Below are 18,237 nucleotides of genomic sequence, written 5' to 3' on the forward strand. Positions count from 1 at the left end.
GCATCACACTATAAAAGAAAACCCCGTTTTTGACTCCTTTTGAGCAATTTCGGGGTTTGTTTCTTCTAATATAATACCTATTTTTATGAAAAACAATAGATTGAGGTATTATGAATATGCCTAGAAAAACAAAAAAGACTGTCAAATGAACAGTCTTTTTTCGTTTATGATGAAAGCTAAAATTATCTTGAATAATTTGGAGCTTCTTTAGTAATAGTTACATTATGAGGATGACTTTCAGAAATTCCGCTTGAAGTCAAACGTACAAAACGTCCAGTAGCTTGCAAAGTAGCGATATCCTGAGCTCCGCAATATCCCATTCCGGCACGTAAACCTCCTATAAATTGCAACATACTTTCGTTCAATTCTCCTTTATAAGGCACACGACCTACAATTCCTTCCGGAACCAATTTCTTTACATCGTCTTCAACATCCTGGAAATAACGATCTTTAGAACCTGTTTGCATTGCTTCAACAGACCCCATTCCTCTATAGGATTTGAATTTTCTTCCTTCAAAAATGATAGTTTCTCCCGGAGATTCTTTAGTACCTGCTAATAATGAACCTAACATTACACAATCAGCTCCTGCAGCAATAGCTTTAGGAATATCTCCTGTGTAACGAATTCCACCATCAGCAATTACAGGAACACCTGATCCTTTGATAGCAGCAGCCACTTCTAAAACCGCCGAAAATTGAGGAAAACCAACACCTGCAACTACACGTGTAGTACAGATAGAACCTGGTCCGATTCCAACTTTAACTCCGTCAGCACCATTGTCAACTAAATATTGAGCCGCTTCTGGTGTAGCAATATTTCCAACCACTACATCTAAATCAGGAAATTGTGCTTTAACCGCTTTTAAAACATCAACCACACCTTTAGTATGTCCGTGAGCAGTATCAATAATTACAGCATCAACACCAGCGTTAACAAGTGCAGTTGCTCTTTCTACAGCATCTGCAGTAACTCCTAAAGCAGCAGCTACACGCAAACGACCGTATTTATCTTTATTAGCATTAGGTTTTTGATTCAATTTAGTAATATCTCTAAATGTAATTAAACCTACTAATTTATTGTCTTTGTCAATTACAGGAAGTTTTTCGATTTTATGACCTTGCAAAACAACTTCTGCTTCTTGCAATGAAGTTCCTTCAGCAACAGTCACCAGATTTTCGCTAGTCATTACCTCAACAATAGGGCGAGAACTGTTTTTTTCAAAACGTAAATCACGGTTGGTCACAATTCCTTTTAATGTTTGATTTTCATCAACTACAGGAATACCTCCAATACCGTATTCTTTCATAGCCATTTTAGCATCAGCAACTGTAGCAGTAAGAGGCAAAGTTACCGGATCGATAATCATACCTGACTCAGCACGTTTTACTTTTCGCACTTTAGCAGCCTGCTGCTCAATAGTCATATTTTTATGTAAAACACCAATTCCTCCTTCTTGTGCCATAGCAATAGCCATAGAACTTTCGGTAACTGTATCCATAGCAGCAGATACAATAGGAACGTTAAGTGTAATATTTCTTGAGAATTTTGTTTTGATACTCACTTCGCGAGGAAGCACTTGTGAGTAATTAGGAACTAATAATACATCATCGTAAGTTAAACCTTCACCAATGATCTTTGAATTGTGTGCTATCATGTTGCAATTTCTAGTTGAATTGCGTGCAAATATAGCAAATTATTTTGATTTATTAAATTTGAATTTCAATTTAATTTTTGATGTAATAAAGCACCAAACATCAACATTATTTATACTAAAAAGAGTTTACAACTTTTCTTAGTATTTATTTGGCGGCTCATTTCTATCTTTAAAAATAAAATTGAATCCAAATTGTAACGAAAGGCTTCTAACTTTAGAAAGATCACGATATCCTAATAAATTATCTCCCATAAAATACATATTAAAAGCACCTAATCTGGCTGATAATCCCAAACCAACATTAGTATACGAATAGGAATCCAAAGTATAGGTAGCCTTTAATTGTAACTTATTTGATATATTTCTCTGATAAAATCCGGTTAAAGCTGTAATAGGAAGCCTTGGCGTACTCATTATAAAAAGTTGCGCACCAACTGCATTCTTGAATGGTTTTTCTCCTGCCTCGCAAACACAATCTTCGTCTCTATTCACTCCATAAGAATATTGATAAGAAGCATTAAGTTTTACAGGACGCCAAGTAGTATAGTTATTGTACAAAGTATCCCTTTTTACTGCCTCATTAAAATCACTATAAACACCATCAGGATCATCATTGCCAGAAAATCCCGGGTTAATTCCTTCGTATTTATAATAGCCTTTATAGGTGTAATTTTCCACATCCTTATTATGCCTTACAAATCCAACATCGAGAATACTGGCTGTAATCTGCGTATTTTTTTTAGGATAATAAGTAAAACCTAAATCAAATCCCAATCCCATATCACCTCCAAATAAAAGCTGTTTCTGAATATCAGCAGCGGCATCTCCATTATAATCATCGGCAATGTATTTTGAAATTCCTGAGGTATTTAAAGTCAAATTAGAACTTACAATTTGCTCATACATGGTTGTATTAGAAGGTCTTGTTAATATGTAACCGGAATTATTAGTAGAAGTAGCATTAAACCCACTGAAATAAATTTTCCCTCTGGCACCTACAATCAAATTGTCAGATACATTTTTATGATAACCTACATGCAATACCGAAAGCACCTCAGCTTTCACACTTAAATCAGATAAATCAAATGATTTTCCTATATAATTTTGATTTCCATCCAAAGCTAAAATAGCCAAATCCTTAGGCATATAACTCCAGAAATCAAATTCCTGATACATCCCAAAAGACAAATAGCCTTTGTTTTCAAGCCAATCTCCTAATTTCACACCTGCATTAAACAATTCGATTTGTTCATTTATGGCGGCATGATCATTTCGCGTAGACGAATAAACTACTTTTCGTAATTTCTCATTAAAATCAACGCCATTATTAGCAAATAAATCATAAGCAGAAAAACCACTTGAACCCACTTTGACAGAAAAGCCAGATAAAAATGGAACTCCCACATAAAACCGATACTTAAAATCGGCTCCGGGATTCAACATCATTGACTGTGGAACCGAAGTTAAATTATACAAAACCTGCTTATTCTGAGAAAAACAGTTTGCCACTACCATTAGCAACAAGAATAAAAAACCTTTTCTCATTATATTTCTAAATAAACTGTGGCACTTGAACGCAAAACTAGATCACCAATGCTATTAGAATTTAAAGCCGGACCTGATTGTAACTCTATAAAAAAACGCATCTTTCTGGCTCTTTTAAGTAATTCCAATCTCGAATTTTCAAAAACTTCCGTTTTTTTGACAACATTTGACGAACCGGAATAGGCAGGTATATCAAAATTCATTGAAGTCAAAGTATTACTATTAGCATCCAGTAAGACAATATTAAATTTAAAAGCGCGGTTAATTGTATTATTTATTTCAAAATAAAAGTCAACTTTCTGCAAATAACTGTTTAAATATTTATCTCTGAAAACATCAAACTCTTCTACATCTGAATCCCATTTTATCTCAGAACCTGTACTTGTAACAAATGCGGTTGCAGGAATATCGAAGTAGCTAAAATTAGCTTCATATACAGGTGTCAGTTTTAAATCATTTACCTGGTCAAAATTCAAGTCACTGGTACAGGAAAAATTCCCTGTTACAAGCAGTAACAAACAAACAATTTTGTATAAATAATATTTCTTCATTGCTACAGATTAATCTTCCAACTAATAAACATGATTCAAAAATATTAGTATTAATGTATTTTCTAATAAAAAGTCTTGAATACTTTGGACGCCTCATTGTAAGCGCTTTCAAAACTTAACGGATTTAAATTCAATTTTTCTTTATTAGCCGTAAAATAAGATAATAATTTTTCAGTAGGCATATTTCCTGTTAACTCGTCTTTTGCCATCGGACAACCACCAAAACCCTGAATAGCTCCATCATATCTTCGACAACCAGCCTGATGTGCCGCTTCAATTTTTTCATACCATTTATCATAAGTAGTATGCAAATGCGCTCCAAACTCAATTTGAGGATATTTTGGAATCAAATTTGAAAATAAATACCGAATAACCTCAGGAGTTGAACTCCCAATTGTATCAGAAAGTGAAAGAATTTTAACTCCCATAACAGCTAATTTCTCCGTCCATTCACTCACGATTTCAACATTCCAGGGATCACCGTATGGATTTCCAAATCCCATCGACAAATAAGCAACCACTTCTTTGTTATTTTTATCCGCAATTTCTAAAATTTCATTTAAACTAATTATTGATTCAGCAATGGTTTTATGCGTATTACGCATTTGGAAATTCTCAGAAATCGAAAAAGGAAAACCTAAATAGTGAATGGGTTCAAATTGGGCTGCCATTGAAGCACCCTGAGTATTAGCAATTATGGCCAATAGTTTACTTGTCGTTTTTGACAAATCCAAGCGTTCTAATACAGCTGCCGTATCCTGCATTTGAGGTACCGCTTTTGGCGAAACAAAACTTCCAAAATCAATGGTATCAAAACCTACACGCAATAAAGATTGAATGTACGTCACCTTTTTTTCCGTAGGAATAAAACTTTTAATGCCTTGCATGGCATCTCGGGGACATTCTATAATTTTTATTGGCTCCATAGTTTTCAAAGATACTAAAACTTGTAAAGTAGCAAAATGTTGAACAAACTAAAAAAGCGTAACTCTGTCAAGAATTACGCTTTTCATTATATACTATCAAAATTGGTTTACAACTTTCCTAAAATCTTTTTATTAATAGCTTTTACCAATGCCGGTCCTTCATAAATAAAACCGGTATACAACTGTACTAAACTCGCCCCTGCTTCTAATTTTTCAATAGCATCATCAGCAGTATGAATCCCTCCCACTCCAATAATTGGGAAAGCTTTTTTGCTTTTTTGAGAAAGAAAACGAATCACCTCAGTAGAACGTTTCGTTAATGGTTTCCCCGACAATCCGCCCATTTCAGTTTTATTCTCTGATTGTAAACCTTCGCGGGAAATTGTCGTATTAGTGGCAATAACTCCGGCTATTTGAGTTTCTTTTACAATATCAATAATGTCTAATAATTGGTCATCTGTCAAATCCGGAGCAATTTTAAGCAAAATTGGTTTTTGTTTTGGCTTAGCCAAATTTTTATTTTGCAAGGTTTGCAATAATTGTGTCAACGGTTCTTTGTCCTGTAATTCACGAAGATTAGGCGTATTAGGCGAACTCACATTTACCACAAAATAATCTACATAATCATACAAAGCATCAAAACAAATTTCGTAATCCGAAGTCGCTTCTTCATTTGGCGTTACTTTATTCTTACCAATATTTCCACCAATTAAAACACCCGGATTTGATTTCAATCTTTCAACCGCTTCCATTACACCGCCATTATTAAACCCCATACGGTTTATAATTGCCGAATCTTCTTTTAAACGGAACAAACGTTTTTTAGGATTACCGTCCTGACCTTTTGGTGTTAAAGTTCCAATTTCAATAAAACCAAAACCAAAATTAGACAACTCTTTATACAACTTGGCATCCTTATCAAAACCTGCTGCAAGTCCTACAGGATTTTTAAATTTTAAACCAAAAACTTCCGTTTCTAATCGTTTATCATTTACTAAATAAAGTGATTTATAAATGGCTGAAAAACCAGGGATTTTAGAAGTAATTCGAACTAACGAAAACGTAAAATGATGTATTTTTTCAGGATCAAAACAAAAAAATAACGGTCGGATAAGCTGCTTATACATAGGTTTAAAATTTGTGCTGCAAAAATAGAATTATCTAATGGATTATAGAAGAATTAAAAAAAAAATATCCATATGATTCCATTTACTTCCTAAAAAAAGCAAAATCACAAATAAACATTAGTTAAACTAATCACAAAAAACAAAACACAAACCAATTAAAACCAACAACTTAAAACTAAAAACAGATTTTTTAAATTTTTCATGATGTTAAAAACAACACTTTTAATGATGATTTTTCTTAAATTGTATTTAGAAAAAAATCGATAATCAAACTTCGATTTTATTTATTAACTTAAAACAAATTACCATGAGGCTACAATTTATTTTTACCGGCTTAATGTTGGCAAGTTTTCAGGTTTTCATAGCACAAGAAACAACCAATGACTCTATAAAATCTGTAAAGGAAACCACTATCACAACTGTTACAACAGTTAAAGACACAATTATAAAAGTTGTTCCGGAAACTGCCACAACCACTTTAGACAAAGAAGCATTACGGAAAGAAGAAAAAATGCTAAAAGCTAAAATGAATCGAGAAAAAAAAGCATTAAAAGAAGCTAAAAAACTAGAACAGGAACAAAAAGATTTTGAAAAAACACAAAACCGAATTCTCTCTAGCGAAAAATCAGTAAGTAAATTAAAAACCAAAATTTCCAACGAAGAAAAAGACTTAACAAGAAATAAAGAAAAACTGGAAACAAAAAAATCAAAAGGTAAATTGAGTTCGACTGATATTGAAAAAGAAAATATTCGAATCAGTAAACAACAAATTAAAATAAACAACCTCAAAGCCGATCTTGTCAAGGAAGAGGATAAGCTAAGCAAACTAAGAAGTTAAACAAGTTTTAAAAAACTGCAAATTCAACAAAAGGTCATTCTAGATATGAAAAGACTAATTCTTGAATTTGCAGTTTTTTTTTACCTAAACTCTCAGTACTTTTAAATAAAAAAACTATGAATCTTAATATCAATAAAAACTGGCATCAACAACATTATGACAGCCTCGCTTTTGGTAGTCGAATTGCTGATTTAGTAGCTAAAGGAATGGGATCCTGGCGATTTATAATTCTCCAAACTGTTTTTGTGGTAATTTGGATGGGGTTAAATCTCGTTGGCTATGTTAAACACTGGGACGCCTACCCTTTTATATTGCTTAATCTTTTATTTTCTACTCAGGCGGCTTATGCAGCGCCCATCATCATGATGTCGCAAAACCGTCAAAACGAAAGAGACCGTATTCAGGCACAAGAAGATTATATTACAAATAAAGAAGCCAAAATTGAAATTGAAGCACTTGCCCAAAAACTAAACTCCATTGATGTGGAAAAATTAGACAAAATAATAAAGCTATTAGAAAATATGCAATAAAACACGCTTCTCAACACCAAAAATTAATACTATCTTTGTCGCTTAATAAAAAAACAAGCTTTTATGCAAAATATCATTGATAGATTTATCAGCTATGTTACTGTTGATACAGAATCTGATCCAAATTCAAAAACAACTCCTAGTACCGAAAAACAATGGGTTTTAGCTAATCAATTAGTGGAAGAGTTAAAAGCAATTGGAATGCAAGATGTTACCATTGATGATAAAGCTTATATCATGGCAACCTTACCTTCGAATATAGAAGAAGAAGTTCCTACTATTGGATTTGTTTCCCATTTTGATACAACTCCTGATTTTACGGGCGCCAATGTAAAACCCCAAATCATAAACAATTACAACGGAAAAGACATTATTTTAAATGCAGAACAAAATATTGTTTTATCGCCAAGTTACTTTAAAGATTTGTTGCAATACAAAGGACAAACCTTGATTACAACTGACGGAACAACCCTTTTAGGTGCTGATGACAAAGCAGGAATTACCGAGATTGTTACAGCAATGGAACACCTAATTAATCATCCTGAAATCAAACACGGAAAAATCAGAGTGGGTTTTACTCCTGATGAAGAAATTGGTCGTGGCGCTCACTTTTTTGATGTAGAAAAATTTGGTGCACAATGGGCTTATACTATGGACGGAAGTCAAATAGGCGAATTAGAATACGAAAATTTTAATGCTGCAGGAGCTAAAATCACTTTCAAAGGAAAGAGTGTTCACCCAGGTTATGCCAAAGGAAAAATGATTAACTCCATGTTAATTGTCAATGATTTCATCAATGAATTACCTGCTGATGAAGTTCCGGAAAAAACTAAAGGTTATGAAGGTTTTTACCACATTCACCATCTTACAGGAGGAATTGAAGAAAGTGTTTTGGAATTAATCATTAGAGACCACAACCAAAAGAAATTTGAAAAAAGGAAAGAAAAAATTCAAAAAATAGCGCGTAAAATCAATAAGAAATTTGCAAAGCAATTTGGAGAAGATATAGTTTCAGTGGAAATAAAAGATCAATATTACAATATGAAGGAAAAAGTACTTCCGGTAAAACATATTGTTGATATTGCCGAAAAAGCAATGAAAGAACTACATATAAAACCGATTATCAAACCTATTCGCGGCGGAACAGATGGATCACAATTGTCCTATATGGGATTACCTTGTCCTAATATTTTTGCCGGTGGTCATAATTTTCACGGAAAATATGAATATGTTCCTGTAGAAAGTATGCAAAAAGCGGTGGAGGTAATTGTAAAAATTGCCGAATTGACCGCTTTGCCTAATTATGGTTTGGACAAATCTAAGTCAAAATCGAAAAAGAAAAAGTAATTCTAAAGCTCCTTCGGGAGCTTTTTTTATGTCTTAAATTCTTGATCAAAAACTTAACATTGGATTTTTAATAAGTCTTGTAAAATTAACTCTAATTTTATGTAAATTTAAATACAAAAACACGTATTACTAAGTTGATTTTAATTTTTTACAAACTTCCAAATCTTTAAATATTATGAGTGAAAATCAAGAAGAAACCCAAAAAAATTCCGAAACCGAAAAACCAAAAACAGTAAGCAGAAGGAGAACTAAAACTCCAATAGTCCCGGAAATTCTTGAAACCTCCAAAGAAGATGTTCCTGAAATCCCTGCTGAAATTGTATTTGAAGAAACTCCGGCCCCTCAAAACGAAGCAGAAGCAGAAACAGAAACAGAAGCAGAAAACCAAACTGCTGAAGAAATTTCGAAGTCTAAAAAAGATAAAAAAAAGAAGACCAAGAAAAAAGACAAAAAGAAAGCTAAAAAAGCTGCTGCCAAAGAAAAGGCCAAAAAGAAAAAAGCAAAAGCCAAAAAGGCTAAAAAAGAGAAAGCTAAAAAAGCTAAACTCAAAGCAAAGCTCAAGGAGAAAAAAGCAAAGGCTAAGGCCAAAAAAGCGAAATCAAAAAAGAAGAAAAAATAATCATTATAACAACAAAAAAGTCCCTATAACAGGGACTTTTTTGTTGTTTAAATTGACTAAAAAAGTCTTATTTCTTAGCCAATGAAGCACTCATTTCCATAGAAATAGCTGAACGCTCCATCTTTAATTTTCCTGCCATTGTTTCAATCACTACAGTAGTTTCAGCAAGTTCTACAACTTTACCGTGAAGCCCACTTTTAGTAATGATTTTATCACCTACTTTCAAACTGTTTTCAAATTCTTTTTCTTGTTTTGCTCTTTTTTGTTGTGGTCTAATCATAAAGAAATAAATCACTACAAACATTAAGATAAAAGGCAAAAACTGATTTAATTGAGCCATAATTTTAATTCTTTTTTTATTTAGTATTACATTAAACCGCGACCGGCTTTAATCATTTTTTTACTTGTTTCTAATTCTTTAGCTAAATTATCTAAAATTCCGTTGATAAAAATACTACTTTTAGGAGTAGAATATTCTTTGGCTAATTCTAAATATTCATTCAAAGTTACTTTCACCGGAATGGATGGAAATTTCAAAAATTCGCAAATAGCCATTTTCAAAATAATAGTATCCACCTCAGCAATCCTGTCGCTATCCCAGTTAGGCGTTTTATCCTCAAATTCTTTTGCTAATTCTTTTTCGTTTAAAACTGTTTTACGGAATAAATCCTTAACAAAATCCTTATCATCGATATCCTTGTACAATTTTGGCACTTTGAAATTATCATTTTCAATAGGCTTCATTGCTTTCAATTGTTTGATGATTTGAGTATTCACCATTGGAATATCATCAATCCAAGTCAACTTATCGTCTTCTAAGAACTCATATAGCTTCTCATTTGGAACAATCACTTCGGTAAACAAATCTACGATTAACTGACGGTCTTCTTCAAATGAACGTGCCGGAGTGCTCATGTATTTTTGATAATACGAACTTTCTTTAATAGCAGCTAATAATAACGAGATATAATCTTCATGCAAATGCCATGCATTAATTTTTCTTGTTTCTAAAGCGATACTTAAAGAATTGTTTTCGGCAAGAATTTCGAAAATGCTGTTCTTAATGAATTTCTCATTAGGATTACGTTCAGCAGCTGTTGCTAAATGTTTCTGGCTGGATAAATGTAAAAATTGTGTTTCTTTTTTACATATTTCCAATAAAGAAGAAATCATTGTAAGGTATAAATCCTGAATATTATCGATACTATAAAAAAGGAATTTCTCCTCCTTTTCTAAGTTATCAGAGCCGTTTTGATGCATCGCATAAATGGTTTGCATAACTTTAACGCGGATGTGTCGTCTATTTACCACCTTATAAGAACTTTTAAAAAATTAGGTTGCAAAAATAAGGATTTCCTTTTTCAAAATAAAATTAATATTTCAGATAAAAACCTTTATATTCCATTTCTCATTAAAAAAAGCCGTGACTTTTAAATAAATAAAAATCACGGCCAAATAAACAAATGAATTTCGGATGAACTATAATTAACTTTTTAATCTACTGTTTTCAAGTTTTCTTAAATTAATTCGGTTTTGAGCTGTTTCTAAAGCTGCCTGATGTGTCGTTATCCCTTTCTTAGTAGCATAATCGATAATTTCTAAAGTAGTATTATAGATATTTTCGGTTCTACGAATAATTTCAGCTTTATCATAATGAACTAATTCTGCATAAACATTAATAATACCGCCGGCATTAATCAAAAAGTCAGGCGCATAAGTAATTCCGCGCTCTTGTAAAATTGCACCGTGAACATTCTCATCTGCTAATTGATTATTAGCAGCTCCGGCAATTACTTTAGCGTTGATTCTGTATACCGTATCATCATTGATGGTTGCTCCCATTGCACAAGGTGCGTAAATATCAATATCGGCATCAAACAAATCAGCTCCTGTATATATTTGAGCACTGTATTTAGCACTCACTTCTTCTAATTTTTGTTTATTGATATCAGCAATAGTTACTAATGCATCTTCTTTAGCTAAATAATCTACTAAAGCTTCACCTACATGACCAATCCCTTGAACCAAAATTTTCTTTCCAGCAAGACTATCAGAACCAAACTGACTTTTAGCCGCTGCCTTCATCCCCATGTAAACACCATAAGCAGTTACTGGAGACGGATTTCCTGATCCTCCTCTTGACTCAGAAATACCGGTTACATAAGGAGTAACATCTCTAACTAAATCCATATCACTGGTTTCCATTCCTACATCTTCAGCTGTGATATATCTTCCGCTTAATGAATGTACGAACTCACCAAATTTCTTCATCAATTCAGGCGTTTTTTGAGTTTTAGCATCTCCAATAATTACAGCTTTTCCTCCACCAATATTTAAGCCTGTAATAGCCGACTTATAAGTCATTCCACGAGAAAGACGTAAAACATCATTTAGAGCATCCCACTCACTGTTGTAGTTAAACATACGAGTTCCACCCAAAGCAGGTCCCATAACCGAATTATGAATACCAATAATTGCCTTCAAACCTGTATCTTTGTCGTTACAGAATACAATTTGCTCATGATCATTAAATGATAATTGTCCAAAAACAGGATCCATTTTTTTTAATTCCTTTTCGTTTACGAAAGTAGCATCCATAGCATTAATAATTTTTAAATAATATTTTACGAATTCATCAAAAAGACTAGTCAAAACTAAACATAAAAAACAAATATCCTATTTTTTACACTTGTATTTTTAATAATTTTTAAAATAAACCAAAAAAATTAAGAATACCGAAATCAAAAAACAACAAAAATTAATATAAAATAATATCATTTCGATACAGAATACCTTAAAAAAATGAAAGAATTACTCTATTTAAACAAATATTTCATTAAATACAAGTACCACTTTTTACTCGGTATTTTATTCACCATAATCGCACAAATCTTTATGTTGTTCACCCCAAAACTGATTAGTAAATCATTTTTGGCGATTGAAACTTTTTCAAAAAATGAAGAAATTTCAAAAACAGTTCTGCAGCAAGAACTAATTTCAAACATTTTATTAATCATCGCTACGTCAATTATCGCAGGATTTTTAACTTTTTTAATGCGACAAACATTAATTGTAATGTCCCGTCGTATTGAATTTGACTTAAAAAATGAGGTCTTCCAACAATATGAAAATTTATCTCAAAGTTTCTACAAAAAAAATCGCACCGGAGATTTGATGAATCGTATTAGTGAAGATGTATCAAAAGTAAGAATGTATGTAGGGCCGGCAGTGATGTATACCATCAACACCTTTATTCGCTTTGCCATTGTCATATTATACATGTACAAAGTATCTCCTTTATTGACTTTGTACACGTTATTACCACTACCACTTCTGTCGTATGCCATTTTCAAATTAAGCACTGAAATCAATAAACGCAGTACTACATTCCAACAATATTTATCCAAAGTTTCCAGTTTTACACAGGAAATATTTTCGGGTGTACGTGTTATCAAAGCCTATTCGCTAGAAAATCAACATCAGGATAACATGCAGGCGCTTGCTCTCGAAAGCAAAAGTAAAAGCATGGATTTAGCCAAAGTACAATCGTTATTTGGCCCTTTAATGTTGGCTTTAATTGGAATCAGCAACTTAGTAGTTGTTTACGTAGGAGGATTAATGTACATCAATGGCACTTTAAAAAGCATTGGAACCATAGCCGAATTTATTTTATACATCAACATGCTTACCTGGCCTGTTGCTTCTTTGGGTTGGGTTTCTTCGATGGTTCAGGAAGCAGAAGCTTCTCAAAAAAGAATCAATGAGTTTTTAAAAATTGAACCGGAAATTAAAAACAACAACCCTGAAAAATCAAAAATTGAAGGAACAATCACTTTCGAAAATGTAAGTTTCACCTATGAAGACACCAATATTACTGCTCTTGAAAACATTTCCTTCACGATTCATCAAGGCGAAACACTGGCTATTTTAGGAAAAACAGGTTCTGGAAAATCCACCATCCTTTCTTTAATTTCCAGAATGTATGATGTTAACGAAGGTTCAATTAAAATTGACCAACAAGAAATAAGTACACTTAACTTATTTGACCTGAGAGACAGTATTGGAATTGTACCCCAAGATGCCTTTTTATTTTCTGACACAATAAAAAACAATATTAAATTCGGGAAAGAAGATGCCAGCATTGAAGAAGTCATCACAGCTGCAAAAAATGCAGTAGTTCATGACAACATTTTAGGCTTCAACAAACAATATGACACCATTTTAGGAGAAAGAGGCATCACACTTTCCGGTGGTCAAAAACAGCGCGTTTCCATAGCCAGAGCCATCATAAAAAACCCTCCTATTTTACTTTTTGACGACTGTTTATCAGCAGTTGACACTGAAACCGAAGAAGCGATTTTAAATAACTTAAACGCCATTAGCCAAGAAAAAACAACCATAATTGTTAGCCATAGAGTATCCTCTGCAAAAAATGCTGATAAAATTATCATTCTCGAAAATGGAAAAATTATTCAACAAGGCTCTCATAACCAGTTAATAAATCAAGAAGGCTATTATGCATCGCTTTATTTAAAACAACTTTCTGAAAAAGAATTACTATAAATCTTGCTTTATACATATATTTTTATCATTTTTGGTTTTCAATTAACAACCATATTATTGTACAGAACGGATTATGAGAGAAAATGACATGTTAGAAAAAGAGGAAATCTTTTCTAAAGTTTTACGTGCAGGGAGAAGAACATATTTCTTCGATGTGAGAGCTACTAAGGCGGATGATTACTATATTACCATTACAGAAAGCAAAAAATTCACCGAAGAAGATGGTTCATTCCATTTCAAAAAACACAAAATTTATTTGTATAAAGAAGACTTTACAGCATTTACTGAAATCCTTGAAGAAATGACTTCTTACGTTTTAAACCATAAAGGAGAAGAAGTAATTTCAGAAAGACACCAAAAAGATTTTAAAAAAGAATACGTAACAGAAAGAGTAAATACTGAAGATTCTGTTTCTAGTATTTCTAATTTCACCGATATTGATTTTGACGATATTTAATATTCATCAAATTGTTAAAGGTTAAACATTAATAAAGTCCAAAAATCATCGGTTTTTGGACTTTTTTATTTATCAAATAAAACACATTATGAATCTAACATCAATTGACTGGCAGGAAATCACATATAAACATATCAATAAATACAGCGAACTCCTTATCCCTTGGCTTTTAACCAGCGGGATCAAAATTATCTTTATAATCAGCATTGCTTTTTTCTTAAATAAAATATTAATTCGTTTTATAGAAAAAGCCGTTCGAATAGCCGTAAGACCAGACAAATATTCTTCTAAAGAAGCAGAAGAAAAAAGAGAAAATACCCTTATTCAAATTTTTGCTACCTCTTCAAAAATCGCCATTCTATGCATTTCTTCATTAATGGTTTTAGAAGAATTTGGTATTGAAATCGGACCTATTTTGGCAGCAGCTGGAATTGTAGGTTTAGCTTTTGGATTTGGAGGGCAATACCTTATCAGAGATATTATTTCAGGTTTATTTATTATTCTTGAAAACCAATATCGCGTGGGAGACATTGTCAATTTAGACTTAGCAAGCGGTAAAGTTGAACAAATCAGTTTAAGGAAAACCACTTTAAGAGACATCGACGGAACCGTTCATCACATACCTCACGGCGAAGTCAAAAGAGTTTCTAATCTTTCGAATGAATTCTCCAGAATCAATATTAACGTAGGAGTGAGTTATAACAGCGATATCGAACATGTCATTTCTACAATCAACAAAATTGGAAATGATTTAGCCAACGATCCTCAATGGAAAGAATTCATCATTCAGCCACCACAATTTTTACGAATCGATGAATTTGCTGACTCCTCTATTGTTCTTAAAATTCTTGGTGAATCTTTACCGGATAAAAAATGGGATTTGACTGGCGAATTGCGAAAAAGAATCAAAATAACTTTTGACAAGGAAGGTATTGAAATTCCATTTCCGCAACTGGTAGTACATAAAGCAGCAGAAAACACTTCCTCCAAATAAGAAATCATCCAAAGCCTGAAATTATTTATCAGGCTTTTTATTTATCCAATTTCTGCCAATTTTTGCTAATGCATTTCGTAACTTAGTAGATATTTAATCTCAAAAAACAATGCCTTATGAAAATTCCAATTGTATCTGTAAGTTGGCTCCAAGAAAACGTTAACAATCCTGAACTTATCATTTTGGATGCTGTTTTAGATGCTCCGCCTCATGATTTACAAATCATAGGAGCTCGTACTTTTGATATTAAAAATAAATTTAGTGATACCTCTAATCCTTTACCAAATACTTTACCACAACCGGAAGCATTTGCTACTGAAGCAAAAAAACTTGGAATAAGCAAACACAGTAAAATTGTTGTTTATGATACCAAAGGAGTTTATTCAAGCCCAAGAGTTTGGTATTTATTTAAAAGTATGGGGCATGAAAATGTCTGGGTTCTAGACGGAGGATTTCCAGCTTGGGAAAAGGAAGGATTTGAAACCGAAAAAGTGGCTCCGAAATCATTTAAAGAAGGAGATTTTGAAGCATCATTTAATCCTGAAAAATTTAAAACTAAATTCCAAATATTAAATAACATTACCTCTAAAGATGCTATTGTTATTGACGCACGTTCATCTGATCGTTTTCATGCCGAAACAGAAGAACCACGTGAAGGTCTTCGAAGTGGTCACATACCTAATGCAGTCAATCTTCCTTTTTCAAAAGTTTTAAAAGACGGACACTTTTTATCAAAAGAAGAACTGTTACAAATTTTACCTCATCAGGACAAACCACTTTATTTCTCCTGTGGCTCAGGGATTACAGCCTGTATTGATTTGATTGCTTACGAATTGATCGGAAATACGCCAAAAGCAGTTTATGACGGTTCCTGGACCGAATGGGGACAAGATCATAATTTACCAATAGAGAAATAAGAGAAAAACTGTTATCCTATTCGCAAACCGTTTTCAATTTTAAGATCAGGTGCTAATAGGATAACATCTCCTTCTTGCCCAACTGCTCCTAAAACCAAACATTCACTCATAAACTTTCCTATTTGTTTTTTGGGAAAATTTACAACTGCAACTATTTGACGATTCAATAACTTTTCTTTAGTGTAACGCTTTGTGATTTGAGCAGATGTTTTTCTAATTCCGATCAATTCTCCAAAATCAATTGTCAATTGAAAAGCAGGTTTTCTGGCTTCAGGAAAGTCATCCACTTTAATAATTGTACCAATATACATCGCTACCTTTTCAAATTCAGCCCAGGTTAAATTAGTTTCCATAAAATTACAATTCATTAGTTTTCAAAATTAGCTTTTAACACTCAAATAGTTTTCATTTTTAGTAACTTTAACCCTAAAATATTTTTAGAAAAATGGCAAGAACCCCTTCAAATATGATTGACTTAGGAACTATCGCTCCTGAATTTTATTTAAAAGATACACAATCAAACAACAGCTTTTCATATGCCGACTTAAAAGGCGAAAAGGGAACTTTAGTATTTTTTATCTGCAATCATTGTCCTTTTGTACATCATGTTATTGAAGAAGTCGTTCGTATTGCCAATGACTACCGCGTTCAAGGAATTGGCATCATTGCCATATCCAGTAATGACATCGTAAACTACCCGCAGGATGCCCCAGAATTAATGACGAAATACGGATTTGAAAATAGATTTGAATTTCCCTATTTATATGATGAAAATCAGGAAGTAGCCAAAGCCTATGATGCCGCTTGTACACCTGATTTTTATTTGTTTGACAACCAAAACAAATTGGTTTATCGCGGTCAAATGGATGACAGCCGTCCCGGAAACGGAATTCCATTAAGCGGAAGTGACTTGCGAGGTGCTATCGACGGAATACTATACAACCGAAGTATTAATCCCAATCAAAAACCTAGTATTGGCTGCAATATTAAGTGGAAACAATAGTATTCAGAAGGCAGAAGGCAGAAGGCAGAAGGCAGAAGGCAGAAGGCAGAAGGCAGAAGGCAGAAGGCAGAAGGCAGAAGGCAGAAGGCAGAAGGCAGAAGGCAGGCATAAAAAAAGCGATTTTCAGTTTGAAAATCGCTTTTTTTATATGTAATCAAAACTGCAAACTAAATTCTGCAGTCTAAAATCTAAAATTATTTAACGTCCATTAATTCAACGTCAAAAATCAAAGTAGCATTTGGAGGAATAACTCCACCTGCACCACGGGAACCATAACCTAAGTGCGCAGGAATTACGAAACGCGCTTTATCACCTACTTGCAACAAAGCAATTCCTTCGTCCCATCCTTCAATTACATTACCTTGTCCCAATGGAAATTCGATTGGCTTTTTACGAGGATAAGAGCTATCAAAAACTTTTCCGTCAGGCAATTGTCCAGTGTAGTGAACAGAAACTGTTTTTCCATTTTCTGCTTTTTTACCTTCACCTCTTTGAATAAATTGGTAACGTAAACCGCTTTCTGTTTTTTGAAAACCAACAGCTAATTTTTCTAATGCTTCTTCAGCAGCAGCTTTTTCAGCTTCTAAACGTTTTTTTCTGTTTCCTTCAAAAACTCTGAAAGCTTCAACAGCATTCCATTTTTCAGCCTCTTCACCCACACGGATAATTTCTAATGCCTCCAAAACATCTCCTTGAGCAACTGCATCAACCACTTCTTGTCCTTCGATTACATGACCAAAAACAGTATGTTTTCCATCTAACCAAGAAGTTGGAACGTGCGTAATAAAAAATTGAGAACCATTTGTTCCAGGTCCTGCATTAGCCATAGAAAGCACACCTGGTTTATCATGTTTTAAACTTGGATGAAATTCATCGTCAAATTTATAACCTGGATCTCCTGTTCCTGAACCCAATGGACATCCACCTTGAATCATAAAATCAGGAATTACTCTGTGAAAAGTTAATCCGTCATAATATTTAACCCCTTGAGGTTTTTTATTGTTTTCTAAATTCCCTTCAGCTAAAGCTACAAAGTTACCTACAGTTCCAGGCGTTAAATCGTGTGTTAATTTTACTAAAACCGAACCTTTAGCGGTATTGAATTTAGCGTATATTCCGTTTTCCATTTTTTTAAAAAATTTTATTGAAGCGCAAATTTACAAAT

At 33.2% G+C, this 18,237-nt stretch carries 19 protein-coding genes; 9 read left to right on the plus strand and 10 right to left on the minus strand.

The window, feature by feature from the left end:
* Window positions 1-182: 182 nt before the first annotated feature.
* From guaB to AAEO59_RS13245, 5 genes are all read right to left on the minus strand, one after another.
* On the minus strand, window positions 183-1,655 hold the full coding sequence (gene guaB / locus AAEO59_RS13225) for an IMP dehydrogenase (RefSeq protein WP_341701226.1): 1,473 nt from the start codon (window positions 1,653-1,655) through the stop codon (window positions 183-185).
* A gap of 138 nt (window positions 1,656-1,793) precedes the next feature.
* Window positions 1,794-3,200 (minus strand): DUF5723 family protein, encoded by a 1,407-nt coding sequence (locus AAEO59_RS13230; RefSeq protein ID WP_341701227.1) that lies wholly within the window; start codon window positions 3,198-3,200, stop codon window positions 1,794-1,796.
* Window positions 3,200-3,751 carry a hypothetical protein gene (locus AAEO59_RS13235; protein ID WP_341701228.1) on the minus strand — a complete coding sequence of 184 codons (552 nt, stop codon included), beginning with the start codon at window positions 3,749-3,751 and terminating at the stop codon, window positions 3,200-3,202. The genes AAEO59_RS13230 and AAEO59_RS13235 overlap by 1 nt, the downstream gene beginning before the upstream one ends.
* A 62-nt stretch (window positions 3,752-3,813) precedes the next feature.
* Window positions 3,814-4,677, minus strand: coding sequence for a hydroxymethylglutaryl-CoA lyase (locus AAEO59_RS13240; protein WP_341701229.1), 864 nt, complete (start codon window positions 4,675-4,677; stop codon window positions 3,814-3,816).
* Between the two features lie 107 nt (window positions 4,678-4,784).
* Window positions 4,785-5,804 carry a quinone-dependent dihydroorotate dehydrogenase gene (locus tag AAEO59_RS13245; protein ID WP_341701230.1) on the minus strand — a complete coding sequence of 340 codons (1,020 nt, stop codon included), beginning with the start codon at window positions 5,802-5,804 and terminating at the stop codon, window positions 4,785-4,787.
* Window positions 5,805-6,111: 307 nt separating this feature from the next.
* On the opposite strand from AAEO59_RS13245, the gene AAEO59_RS13250 reads away from it, so the two are divergent.
* The 4 genes from AAEO59_RS13250 (at window position 6,112) to AAEO59_RS13265 (ending at window position 9,138) form a co-directional block, all read left to right on the plus strand.
* On the plus strand, window positions 6,112-6,642 hold the full coding sequence (locus AAEO59_RS13250) for a hypothetical protein (protein WP_341701231.1): 531 nt from the start codon (window positions 6,112-6,114) through the stop codon (window positions 6,640-6,642).
* Between the two features lie 116 nt (window positions 6,643-6,758).
* Window positions 6,759-7,172, plus strand: coding sequence for a DUF1003 domain-containing protein (locus AAEO59_RS13255; protein WP_341701232.1), 414 nt, complete (start codon window positions 6,759-6,761; stop codon window positions 7,170-7,172).
* Window positions 7,173-7,235: 63 nt separating this feature from the next.
* Window positions 7,236-8,519 (plus strand): peptidase T, encoded by a 1,284-nt coding sequence (pepT, locus tag AAEO59_RS13260; RefSeq protein WP_341701233.1) that lies wholly within the window; start codon window positions 7,236-7,238, stop codon window positions 8,517-8,519.
* Window positions 8,520-8,694: 175 nt separating this feature from the next.
* Complete coding sequence (locus AAEO59_RS13265) at window positions 8,695-9,138, plus strand: hypothetical protein (protein WP_341701234.1); 444 nt, start codon at window positions 8,695-8,697, stop codon at window positions 9,136-9,138.
* Window positions 9,139-9,205: 67 nt separating this feature from the next.
* Here the strand turns inward: AAEO59_RS13265 and yajC are convergent, their stop codons facing one another.
* From yajC to AAEO59_RS13280, 3 genes are all read right to left on the minus strand, one after another.
* Window positions 9,206-9,478, minus strand: a complete 273-nt coding sequence (yajC, locus tag AAEO59_RS13270) for a preprotein translocase subunit YajC (RefSeq protein WP_341701235.1) — start codon at window positions 9,476-9,478, stop codon at window positions 9,206-9,208.
* A 26-nt stretch (window positions 9,479-9,504) separates the two neighbouring features.
* A complete protein-coding gene (gene nusB / locus AAEO59_RS13275; RefSeq protein WP_341701236.1) occupies window positions 9,505-10,416 on the minus strand; it encodes a transcription antitermination factor NusB in 912 nt (303 codons plus the stop codon).
* Between the two features lie 207 nt (window positions 10,417-10,623).
* Window positions 10,624-11,736, minus strand: a complete 1,113-nt coding sequence (locus AAEO59_RS13280) for a Glu/Leu/Phe/Val family dehydrogenase (protein ID WP_341701237.1) — start codon at window positions 11,734-11,736, stop codon at window positions 10,624-10,626.
* 204 nt (window positions 11,737-11,940) lie between these two features.
* On the opposite strand from AAEO59_RS13280, the gene AAEO59_RS13285 reads away from it, so the two are divergent.
* The 4 genes from AAEO59_RS13285 (at window position 11,941) to AAEO59_RS13300 (ending at window position 16,069) form a co-directional block, all read left to right on the plus strand.
* Window positions 11,941-13,701, plus strand: a complete 1,761-nt coding sequence (locus AAEO59_RS13285; RefSeq protein WP_341701238.1) for an ABC transporter ATP-binding protein — start codon at window positions 11,941-11,943, stop codon at window positions 13,699-13,701.
* A gap of 73 nt (window positions 13,702-13,774) precedes the next feature.
* Window positions 13,775-14,158 carry a PUR family DNA/RNA-binding protein gene (locus AAEO59_RS13290; RefSeq protein ID WP_341701239.1) on the plus strand — a complete coding sequence of 128 codons (384 nt, stop codon included), beginning with the start codon at window positions 13,775-13,777 and terminating at the stop codon, window positions 14,156-14,158.
* Window positions 14,159-14,246: 88 nt separating this feature from the next.
* Window positions 14,247-15,152 (plus strand): mechanosensitive ion channel family protein, encoded by a 906-nt coding sequence (locus AAEO59_RS13295; RefSeq protein WP_341701240.1) that lies wholly within the window; start codon window positions 14,247-14,249, stop codon window positions 15,150-15,152.
* A 116-nt stretch (window positions 15,153-15,268) separates the two neighbouring features.
* Window positions 15,269-16,069, plus strand: coding sequence for a sulfurtransferase (locus AAEO59_RS13300; RefSeq protein ID WP_341701241.1), 801 nt, complete (start codon window positions 15,269-15,271; stop codon window positions 16,067-16,069).
* Between the two features lie 11 nt (window positions 16,070-16,080).
* Here AAEO59_RS13300 and AAEO59_RS13305 read toward each other — a convergent pair whose 3' ends face one another.
* Window positions 16,081-16,422, minus strand: a complete 342-nt coding sequence (locus tag AAEO59_RS13305; RefSeq protein WP_341701242.1) for a tRNA-binding protein — start codon at window positions 16,420-16,422, stop codon at window positions 16,081-16,083.
* Window positions 16,423-16,514: 92 nt separating this feature from the next.
* Here AAEO59_RS13305 and AAEO59_RS13310 point away from each other — a divergent pair, with 92 nt between their 5' ends.
* On the plus strand, window positions 16,515-17,072 hold the full coding sequence (locus AAEO59_RS13310; RefSeq protein ID WP_341701243.1) for a thioredoxin family protein: 558 nt from the start codon (window positions 16,515-16,517) through the stop codon (window positions 17,070-17,072).
* Window positions 17,073-17,266: 194 nt separating this feature from the next.
* Here the strand turns inward: AAEO59_RS13310 and AAEO59_RS13315 are convergent, their stop codons facing one another.
* Window positions 17,267-18,199, minus strand: coding sequence for a peptidylprolyl isomerase (locus tag AAEO59_RS13315; RefSeq protein WP_341701244.1), 933 nt, complete (start codon window positions 18,197-18,199; stop codon window positions 17,267-17,269).
* Between the last annotated feature and the right edge of the window lie 38 nt (window positions 18,200-18,237).

The organism is Flavobacterium flavipallidum (assembly GCF_038289905.1).
GTDB classification, from domain to species: Bacteria; Bacteroidota; Bacteroidia; order Flavobacteriales; family Flavobacteriaceae; genus Flavobacterium; species Flavobacterium flavipallidum.